At 34.3% G+C, this 10,780-nt stretch carries 6 protein-coding genes; 3 read left to right on the top strand and 3 right to left on the bottom strand.

The window, feature by feature from the left end:
• Nucleotides 1–61: 61 nt before the first annotated feature.
• Nucleotides 62–1,708 (bottom strand): acetolactate synthase 2 catalytic subunit, encoded by a 1,647-nt coding sequence (gene ilvG / locus BM088_RS20820; RefSeq protein WP_091989339.1) that lies wholly within the window; start codon nucleotides 1,706–1,708, stop codon nucleotides 62–64.
• A gap of 565 nt (nucleotides 1,709–2,273) precedes the next feature.
• On the opposite strand from ilvG, the gene BM088_RS20815 reads away from it, so the two are divergent.
• Together BM088_RS20815 and BM088_RS20810 are read left to right on the top strand one after the other, a co-directional pair.
• Complete coding sequence (locus BM088_RS20815) at nucleotides 2,274–3,149, top strand: TraB/GumN family protein (protein WP_091989337.1); 876 nt, start codon at nucleotides 2,274–2,276, stop codon at nucleotides 3,147–3,149.
• An 88-nt stretch (nucleotides 3,150–3,237) separates the two neighbouring features.
• Entirely contained in the window at nucleotides 3,238–3,867 is a 630-nt protein-coding gene (locus BM088_RS20810; protein WP_091989334.1) for a hypothetical protein, read from the top strand.
• Between the two features lie 117 nt (nucleotides 3,868–3,984).
• Here BM088_RS20810 and BM088_RS20805 read toward each other — a convergent pair whose 3' ends face one another.
• Nucleotides 3,985–5,835: a methyl-accepting chemotaxis protein gene (locus tag BM088_RS20805; protein WP_091989331.1), complete on the bottom strand. Its 1,851-nt coding sequence runs from the start codon at nucleotides 5,833–5,835 to the stop codon at nucleotides 3,985–3,987.
• A gap of 379 nt (nucleotides 5,836–6,214) precedes the next feature.
• Nucleotides 6,215–7,498, bottom strand: coding sequence for a S8 family serine peptidase (locus BM088_RS20800; protein ID WP_091989328.1), 1,284 nt, complete (start codon nucleotides 7,496–7,498; stop codon nucleotides 6,215–6,217).
• A gap of 244 nt (nucleotides 7,499–7,742) precedes the next feature.
• Here BM088_RS20800 and BM088_RS20795 point away from each other — a divergent pair, with 244 nt between their 5' ends.
• Nucleotides 7,743–10,739: an ATP-binding protein gene (locus BM088_RS20795; protein WP_091989325.1), complete on the top strand. Its 2,997-nt coding sequence runs from the start codon at nucleotides 7,743–7,745 to the stop codon at nucleotides 10,737–10,739.
• Nucleotides 10,740–10,780 lie beyond the last annotated feature (41 nt).

Below are 10,780 nucleotides of genomic sequence, written 5' to 3'. Positions count from 1 at the left end.
GTTTGCTTCACCTGGTGGTATTGATATGCCAATACGTGCAATCAATCTATTTAATGACTTATTACTTAACTTCTGTAACCATCTGATCGTTTGCTGCACCTGGTGGAACAAGTGGCCAAACATTCTCTTGCTCATCGATACAAGCATGTAATATGTAAGGACCTTTAGAATTCACCAGTGTTTGTATTGCATCATCCACTTCACTTGCCTTAGTGATAGTTTGACCTTTAATGCCAAATACAGCGGCTAATGCAACAAAGTCAGGATTATCAGAAAGGATAGTCTCACTGTAGCGTTCTTCAAAAAACATTTGCTGCCACTGCCTTACCATGCCTAATCTTTGGTTATCTATTACTAATATTTTGACTGGTAAGTTATTACGACGGATTGTAGCGAGTTCCTGTATGTTCATCATGATTGAACCATCACCCGACACTGTGATAACAAAGTCATCAGGGCGTGCAACCTGAACACCTATTGCAGCAGGTAAACCAAATCCCATAGTGCCTGCACCACCACTACTTAAGTGGTTTTTTGGACTATTAAACTTCATATGTTGTGCCACCCACATTTGGTGCTGACCCACATCACAACACACCACACCATTGCTTGGCATTGTTTGGCTTAATTTATTTAATAAGTAAGGTGCAAAAACTTTTTCGCCAGGATAGTCATAGCGCCAAGCGTGTTTCACCATCATTGATTTTATATGCGTTAACCAAGATTCATTCGTTTGCGGATGCGTTAATAAAGGCAATGAATCATGTAAATCTGCAATTAAAGATGCCTCAGCTGGTTTACGTTTACCCACTTCAGCAGCATCTATATCTAAATGGATGATTTTTGCATTAGAAGCAAACTTACTTAAATTACCTGTAACACGATCATCAAAACGCGCGCCAATACAGACTAATAAGTCACATTTTTGCACAGCTAAATTGGCAGCCTGGCCACCATGCATACCTAACATGCCTAAATCATATTCGTAATCAGGTAATACTGAACCTAACGCTTTTAAAGTCGACACTGCTGGCATACGTGTTTCATTTAAAAATGCCATTAATTTATCTTGAGCATCAGCGGCATGCACTCCACCGCCGACATAAGCAACTGGCATTTTAGCTTCTTTAAGTAATTCGTTTGCTTTAGCAACTTCATTTAAATCAACTTCAGGCTGATAGTCCTCTGCTGCTAACCAAGGCTTAAAATTAACTTGTGCTAATTGGATGTCTTTTGGAATATCGACTAATACTGGGCCAGGGCGACCAGAAGTAGCAACATGGATGGCTTCTTGTAGTATTTCAGCTAAATCTTCTGCACGCTCAACTAAATAACTATGTTTTGTTATTGCTAAAGATACGCCTAATACATCAACTTCTTGAAATGCATCTGAACCTATTGCTGCTGTAGGCACTTGGCCTGTAATAGCAAGTAAAGGGATTGAATCCATCATGGCATCGGCGATTGAAGTAACTAGGTTAGTAGCACCTGGGCCTGAAGTTGCAAAACACACTCCTAACTTCCCTGTACTACGCGTGTATCCAATAGCAGAAAATCCCGCGGCTTGTTCATGGCGTGTTAAATAATGCTTAACCGGAGCACCATACAATGCATCGTAAATCGGCATAATGGCTCCACCAGGGTAACCAAATACATCCTTTACACCATGCTTGGCTAATAACTCGATTAATAACTCTGCGCCTGTCATCCTCAATCCCAACCTGTACTTAAATAAATGCTAACTAAAATTTTATGCTCTAAAAACGAAAAAACCCCTCGAACCTGTAGGTGCGAGGGGTTTTGGTTATTCTTGCTTAGATTACAGCACTAACCCGCCCCCGCGGTGATAATAATCACCACGATAATAATAATTTGGACGAGAGAGTTTGCTGTATTAAACATTAATAAATAATCACTTTTTATATAAAATTAACTTTAAAATTCGGTTTTTAAATAAAGGAGTTTCATTCTCAACTTTATTTAGTGGCTAATTTTTAACTTTTTAAAGCTTAGATGTCAAGATATAAATTATTTTTATTTTAGTCACCTCGCGCATATTTAATGCGGTAATTATTGGTAATTTATAGATTAATGGAATTAATAGTCTCAATTTATAAAATACGTGAAAACAAATAGCTAACATTTCATTACATTCAGGTATATTCGTTCCTGTAAAAATCACTTATAACTAAATCATATAATTAATATTAGACAAACTTTCAGCAAGGTTTAAAATATTAGCATCAAATTAAAAATAATAATCTCGGCTTTTTATGACATTTAAATTTAGACCTCTTATCGTTTTCACTTTATTTATTACTGTAAATTTTTCAGTATGTGCCACGCCAGCTTTGTGGTTGATAGAAAAGGATGGCACTAAAAAATCTTACCTTTTTGGCACTGTACATGTTGGTGATAAAAGTATGAGTACCTTACCAACAAAAGTGACCACCGCAATAAAGAAGTCAGACAAAGTCATTGTTGAAGTAGATATTTCAAAATTCACTCCTTTTGAACTACAAACAAAAACCATGCCTTTTATGATGTTACCTCAAGGGGAAACATTAAAGTCAGAGCTTAAGGCACAAAATTATCAAGCAATTGAGAACTACTTTAATGGAAAATCTATCAATATTAACGTATTTAATGCCATGAAGCCTTGGGCTGTTATGTTAATAATTACACAAATGGAATATCAGAATGCTGGATTAAGTGAAACAAATGGCATTGATAAACAAATCATTGCTTTTGCCAATGAACATAAAATTAACATAGAACAATTTGAAACTTTAGAGCAACAACTATCTATCTTTACCAAGCTAGAACCTTATAACGACATTATGATTTCAGATACGTTTGAACAATTAAAAGATATGCAATCTCATTTTGGTCGCTTAATTTCTAGCTGGAAAAGAGGCTCCCAACAAGACTTAAATCGCTATTACACTGAAATATTTACTAAGAGTGAACTAGGTAAGTTCAGTGAAAAAATAATGCTGACGGACCGTAATCAAAATTGGCTCAATGAATTTGTCCCTAGATTAAAGAATGAATCCTTGTTTATTGCGGTAGGTGCTCTGCACTTATCCTCAGAGCAAGGTCTGATCCAACAATTACAAAATAAAGGCTTCAAAGTCACTAAAAAATAATTATCTTTTATTTAAACCCTTTTGAAATGCCCTGCGTCTAACTTATTAAACGATTATTAAATTCGAGTTAGACAACAGGAACTATTAGATGAAAAAATTATTTATCGCTACAAGCATTATTGCCACAATCATGAGTTCAACTGTTTTAGCTGACTCAGATAAACGTATTGTTGAAAACATCACGTTAACTGAAGAACAAAGTTTAGATATCAAATTTCCAGTTGGCAGTGTTGAAATTGAAGTAGTTGATAGTAATCAGCTTGAAATTGAAATCGAACTTAAACATAAAAATCAAGGTTGGAACGACTGGTTTAATTCAGATAAAGACTTAACTAACATAGAGCTAAAAAAAGAGATACATCATGGTAAAATTGCTCTTGAAATTGATGATGATGACTTAAACCAAAAATGGTTCATTAAAGTACCGCGAACTGCAGCGATTGATATTGATTTAGGTGTAGGAAGTGTAGACATAGATGAATTAGACAATTCAGTTGAAATTGATGTTGGTGTAGGCTCTGTCATGATAGAAACAAATACTGAAGATTTTAAACAAATTGATTTAGAGTCTGGAGTGGGTGATACCCGAATATCAGGATTTTCAGGTAACTCAAATCAAAAACGCACTATGGTAAGCTCTTCAAGTGACTATAGTAGTTCAGGTCAATACCGCATCGATATAGAAGTTGGAGTTGGTGATATAAAAGTTAGAAATTAGTTTTATAATAACAACATTTGCCAACCTTTAAAAAACCAGCATAAGCTGGTTTTTTTATCCAAATATAAGACACTAAGTTGTCTAATAATCTCTAACTTAAGTTACAGCAATAAACTATTAATTTACTTTAAATATTTCAACCGATTGATGCAAAACAGCTGCTTGCTGAGATACTTCTTCACTCATTTGAGAGTTTTGATGTGATGAATCAGCAGTTTGATCTGTAATATCTCTAATAGAGACTACATGCACATTAACCTCCGACGCCACAGCACTTTGTTCTTCAATCGCAGTTGCAACGGAAGTCGTCATATCTAAAATCGTAGACACATCTAATGTAATAGCAGCCAGCATTTCACCTGTTGTTGCTGCTTGCTCTTCACTTATCTTACCTTGCGCTCTACATTGCGCCATCAAGGTCACAATATCCGCAGTGCGCTTTTGAAATTGTGCAATAATTGCTTCAATTTCAGTTGTGGATTCTTGTGTTTTACTTGCCAAAGTACGTACTTCATCGGCAACAACCGCAAAACCTCTGCCTTGTTCACCGGCTCTTGCTGCTTCAATGGCTGCATTAAGCGCTAATAAATTAGTTTGATCAGCAATACCTCTAATAACATCAACAACTGAACCTATGCTTTGGCTATCATTTTCTAATTGATTAATCACATTTTCAGAATCTAATAAATTACTTGATAATTTATTTATATTTTCTATTGTTTTATCAACACCTTGCTGGCCACTCAATGCATTATCATTTGTGACTTGGGCTTTATTCGCAGTATCAGTTGTATTTCTGGCTATTTCATCAATTGTAGAAACCATTTCAGTGATAGCCGTAGCAACCATATCAGTTTCATTCATTTGATTTTGCACACCATCATGAGTAATTGCGATATTTTCTGCAAGTTTTCCTGTTGCCCCATTAAGCGTATCAACCGAACCATTGACCTCTACAATTAAATGCTTAAATTGCGCAACCATTTGATTAAAATAACGCGCCATTTCTGCTATTTCATCGGTTTTACTTTCATCTGCTTTTTGAGTTAAATCTTTACTTTCACCTATGTGTAACATCAACTGGCGCAACGCCTCTATCGGCTGCAAAATACTTCGAGATGTTAAAAATGAAATAACAGCTGAAACAATTAACAAAACGAAAAACAAACTATATAACCAGACTTCAATTTTTTGAGAGTTTGCTTCTATTTCTGCTGAATTTAATTTAATAATGTCTTTTAGTAACGTTTCTGTTTGATGAATTGTTTTTCGTAATTCCCCTAACTTTCCTTCATAAGCTGTTAAACCAAACTCTTGATATAACTTTGATAATGATAAAAACTGCATTTCATATTCATTTAAAATACTTTTCAAGTTATTTGGTAAGTTATTTTGGGAAACGAGTTCTTTTATTTTAGATAATTGCGTAACAACTTTACTTATATATTTAGAATCTCTACGTAGCATAAAGTCTTTCTCCGCTCGCCTTAATAATAAAATTTCATTTACTATTTTGAGATCATAATTACTTGCAATGCTTTCTAACTGACGGCCAGCATTACGTAACTGTGCAGTGACACCTTCATCTAACTGGTAACCTATTTTTTCCTGCAGTATATTTAGCTCACTAAACTTATTCTGATAATCTTTAACAATCCCTTCAAACTGATTTATTTTTTCTATTTTTAAATCAAAACTTAAAAATATAGCCTTTAGTTGCGCCACATTTTTAAATAACTTGTCTGTGCGGTCATTAAATTTTTGTACATATTTTTGATTTTTACGGGCTAAAAAGTCCTTTTCATTTCGCCTTAGCTCTAAAACATTTTTATCAACCAAACCTGCTATTTCAGCCCCTTTCAATAAACGATTCATACTATTCATGCTATAACTTTGAATTAACAACATTAGAAGTAAACTCACAACAAGCAATACAGTGCTTAGAATTAACTTATGTTTTATTTGCATATATTATCCACCAAAGAAAATTATTTTGCATGCAAGATGCAATTACGAAAAATAAATGAGCAGGCTTCTTGATAATCACTTTATTTAGTAATTTTAGAAAATTGAGCACAAATTAAATATATTTTAAATATCGACTAAAGATCAAATAACTTTAAATATATTTAAAAAATAAAAACTTACAATTTCAGAAGTCAGACACGCAGTAAAATTCAAATAATCATTTTTGTCTACAAAACACCTAAATCAGGCATCAAATGTAAAAGAACCACAACATAAATTACCTATTTACGAAACATAAATAATGCAAATTTAAAAATAAAAAAACTCCTACCTATAAATAAGTAGAAGCTTCGTATTAAAACAGAGTAAATTTCAATAATTATAAGTTTGAAGCATCTAAGAAATCTTCAGAATGTGGGTCACCCGAAGTATTGTTAAAGCTATTTGTATTTTCAGCTGCCTGTAATAAAGCAGCACGTGTATTAATAAATGCACTGCCATTTGCTTGCTGTGGATGTGTTGCTAAATACAATGCAGCGGCACCAGCGACATGAGGTGAAGCCATTGAAGTACCACTCATAGTAGCAGTACCACCACCAGGTTTCAGAGATAAAATCGTACCGCCTGGTGCTGCAATTGCAACTGGAGCCGAGTTATTGCTCGTCCAAGATGCACTTTTTGAACCCCAATTAGAAAAGCTGTTCCAATCATCACCTTCTTTAACAGAACTTACAGTTATAACTGTATCTGCATATCCTGCTGGTGTGTAATTAGCAGCATTATCACTATCATTACCCGCCGCCACAACAACGACCACACCAGCATTGCGGGCATTACAAATTGCTTCATGATAGGCATCATTTCCTGTGAAGCCATTGTTACTACAACTACCAGTCACACTACCACTACCACCAATCGACATATTTACCACAGCCGCTTCACCACGTAACTGCACTTCCGATGTAACCCAGTCAAGTGCAGCAATTGTGCTTGAATTTGGACAAGAGCCTCTGCTCGAACAAATTTTTCCTGCATGCAATGTTACCTGTGAAGCCATACCCACGACATCAATATCATTATCAATAGCTGCAATAGTGCCGCCAACATGCGTTCCATGACCATGATCATCATCCCATGAAGTATCGCACGACTTACCTTTACATTGCTCAAACGCCATACTGTTACCAATATTGGCAGCTAAATCAGCATGGTTTGAATCCAAACCTGTATCTAATACATACACATGTACACCCGCCCCCTCATTTGAATTATTATCAGCACCTGTACGTGCAATCCCCCAAGGCATAACTTGTGGGCTTGGCGTTGTTCCACCTGAACCTGGCTTACCCCTATTAATACTTTTTTCACCATCAAACTCAACTGAAGCAACATTTGCATTATTGCGAAGGGCATCTAAACGCCCTTGTGTAACTGACGCCGCAAAGCCAAAAAATGCAGTACCATAGGCATGTTTAACCGCTCCAACTCCCATCCCTGCAGCAAGATTTTTTGCATTATCTTTATTCGACTGATGCCCAGTAACAGAAAGGTTTGATTTCAGTTTTACCATGACATCTAGTTTAGCATCTGAGTTACCTGCTATAACTGAACTAGATCCTAAAATTAACATACTTGCTGCTAAGTATTTCATTTGAAATTTCATATTTTATCCTATTATTATTTGTGAGTGACGATTGAAATATATTGCATATAAATCACTCAATAATCATGAGCATAAATTTAAGTAACCAATAGTAAATTAGCGACAATTATTCCAAAATTAGCGACATTTTAATTAATTTATTCAAATATATTTCATTTACACATTGTTAACTTGATGTTACTGGTTGGGTTGATATGCTAGAAGTTCCTATTTAGTAAACCGTTTATTTTCATGTGAGTGTATATTGTTAAAAACAATTAGAAGTTTACTGATCTTCATATTTTTAGGTTTCAGTATTTTAGGTTTAAATAAGTTATTTTTATCTGAGGCGCAGTTTTTACCAGCTGCTTCATTTTTAATACAAGCTCTAAGCCTTGCCTGTCTTTTAGCTTTGGTAAACCTGTTAAGGTTAAATTACACCAAATCAGAAAAGTTATTTTGGCAATTTTTATTACTCGCTATCACAAGCTCAGTGATTTTAAATTTTTTCCCATTAGATGGTTTTAATCAAAAAAACCAACTACTTATTAACGATTATTCATATTTATTATTTTACTTATTCTCTATCACTGCGCTCGCAATGAATCCTAATTTAGGTGTGATGCCTATCTCTAAAATTGCAGTTGGTTTGATCCCTAGAAGTATTTTCATTGTGGCTTGCTTTAGTTACTTTATTATTTTGCCAGCTAATTTTTCGCCCTCTAGTTATATAAGTTATTTACCTTCTCATTATTTTTATATATTAATCGATATTTTGATCATTATTCAGATTTTATATCACCTACGCTATACCGTTAATCATTATTGGAAATGGGTATATATATGTTTATGCTTGGCATTTTTCACTTTAACCATAAGCCATGTTTTAGGTATTTATAAAAGGCTTAATCCAAGTGAAATATCTTTTTTATCATACCAATATTCATTGATTACATTAGGTTTAATCTTAATACTAGGTGCAAGCTTATTATTAAAAGAAGTAAATAAAAACTCAGATACATCAATAAAAACAAATATATTACCTAGCTATAACATTATATTTTTCATGGCATTACCTATAATACATATATTAGCAATTGAGCTAAAACCTGTATTTTTAATTGAAAATTTAGGTCAAAGTTTAATAACATTGTTTATGTTATTAATTTCCTTTATTTATTTATATCGTTTAATTCAATTACAACAAAAAAAGAATTCCAAAATAATTCAAAAACTGACTCAACAACAAGAAATAAATCAACATCTTATTAGCGAAATCACACACCTCAACACCCAAATTACTTATAGTGAAGAAAAAGCCATCGTTCGCGCGTCAAATAACGCTATTTTAACTTGTGATACGCAAGGGAAAATACTCAGTGCAAATCCAGCTGCGGTGCAGCTTTTTCAACGTTTGGAAGATGAACTCATTCAATGTAATGCCAGTGATTTGTTTGTAGCAGATGATGAAATGAAACTATTTTTTAACTTTCAAAGTAACCTGCATTCATTACAACGTAACGAAATTGGAATTTCTAAAGAATGCATTGCATTACGATCAGATTTAAATGTTTTTCCAGTGCAGGCTGAGCTTCAATGGGCTGAACGCGCAGAGCAGCCTTTAGTTGTTTTAACTTTCATAGATTTAACATCACGTAAATTAACTGAGCAAAAAAACCTTGAATCTAAAGACAATTTCATTGCCAATATTTCACATGAATTACGAACCCCACTGACTATTATTAATGGCATCATAGATCATCAACTAACATCAACTACACATCAAAGTGAAATTATTGATTTGACCACAGCCAAGAGGAATGGCTTACGCCTAGTGCGTATGGTTGAGCAGTTATTAGAACTCTCTCGGTTAGCTGATACTCCCCCTATTGAAAAACTAACTTACTCTTTAAAATCTTTAATGAACATGCCACTCACATCATTTTCAAGATTGGCGACACAAAGTCATTTAACATTTGACTTTAATATCACAGAAGATGCTTATATAGAATGTGATGCACAAAGTTTTGAAAAAATTATTTTTAATTTATTATCCAACGCAATCAAATATACACCAAAAGGCGGCACAGTTAAGGTTGAAGTTTATGCTGAGCATAATGAAATTTTCATTAATGTAATTGATACAGGCATAGGTATAAACTCCAATTTACACGACAAGATATTTCAACGTTTTCATCGTGCAGATGAGGTTATGAATAAAGGTACTTTTGGAGTCGGCATTGGGCTTTCTTTAGTGAATGAACTGGTAAAAATACATGGTTGGCGATTAAATTTAATCAGTGAAGAAGGTGTAGGTAGTCGGTTTACTTTAGTGATCCCTGTATCCTCTCAACCTCAAAATGAACATATCATTCCACACAGTATTTCAGAACAAGAAGTCAGTTCACTAATCATTCAGCAACCACAAGAGCAAACAATAAAAAAACCTCATTCTCAACAAGTCGTTTTAGTTATCGAAGACAATGCAGATATGCAAACTCACATTAAGAGAGTCATTGAACAGCAGCACCATTGCATTATTACCGATACAGGTGAAAACGGCATTGAACTGGCAAAAACAACCATTCCAGATATTATTGTATGTGACTTAATGCTGCCAGGCATAGATGGCTTTGCAACTTTAACCGCCCTGAAAGAACATGAACTCACCAATCACATTCCTGTTATTTTATTAACTGCAAGAGGTGATTTGGATAGTCGTATTTCTGGATTTGAATTAAAAGCAGATGAATATCTCAGTAAACCTTTCAACCAACAAGAATTACTAGCTAGAATAAATAGCCTTATTGAAAACAGAAAACAACTTAAAACAATTCACTTAAGTCATGCATTAAAAAACCAACAAAAAACAAATAAAAAAGAGGCCCTTGATAACGCAATTGAATTATCAACCGATAAATCCCAGCTCATGAGTCAAACAGATAAATTTTTAGTTAAGCTAGCTCATATAACCAGTGAGCTATATACTAATATGGATTTAGATATCCATATATTATCAAAGGAACTAGCTGTAAGTGAACGCCAACTTCAGAGGAAATTAAAAACACTATTAGACATGAGCCCAAATAACTATATTAAAGAATTCAGACTAGGAAAAGCCAAAGAGCGTTTATTAAATGGCGAACAAATAGGCCAAGTTGCATTAACCGTAGGTTTTACATCTCAAACCTACTTTGGCCGCTGCTTTAAAGAACGCTTTAGCTGTACGCCGAAGCAATATCAAAAAGAGCACTGTGATTAATTTCACAGCAACCAAAACAAATACGAATAAGATCCCTATTT

The organism is Pseudoalteromonas denitrificans DSM 6059 (assembly GCF_900112265.1).
In the GTDB taxonomy this organism is placed as follows: domain Bacteria; phylum Pseudomonadota; class Gammaproteobacteria; order Enterobacterales; family Alteromonadaceae; genus Pseudoalteromonas; species Pseudoalteromonas denitrificans.
The sequence above is the reverse complement of the archived record's forward strand: the minus strand, read 5'-3'. Positions and strand labels throughout refer to the sequence as shown.

Excerpts from the sequence above, each read along its gene's own strand:
- BM088_RS20800 (WP_091989328.1), bottom strand. The coding sequence starts at position 7,498 with ATGAAATTTCAAATGAAATACTTAGCAGCAAGTATGTTAATTTTAGGA.
- BM088_RS20810 (WP_091989334.1), top strand. The coding sequence starts at position 3,238 with ATGAAAAAATTATTTATCGCTACAAGCATTATTGCCACAATCATGAGT.
- BM088_RS20815 (WP_091989337.1), top strand. The coding sequence starts at position 2,274 with ATGACATTTAAATTTAGACCTCTTATCGTTTTCACTTTATTTATTACT.
- ilvG (WP_091989339.1), bottom strand. The coding sequence starts at position 1,708 with ATGACAGGCGCAGAGTTATTAATCGAGTTATTAGCCAAGCATGGTGTA.
- BM088_RS20805 (WP_091989331.1), bottom strand. The coding sequence starts at position 5,835 with ATGCAAATAAAACATAAGTTAATTCTAAGCACTGTATTGCTTGTTGTG.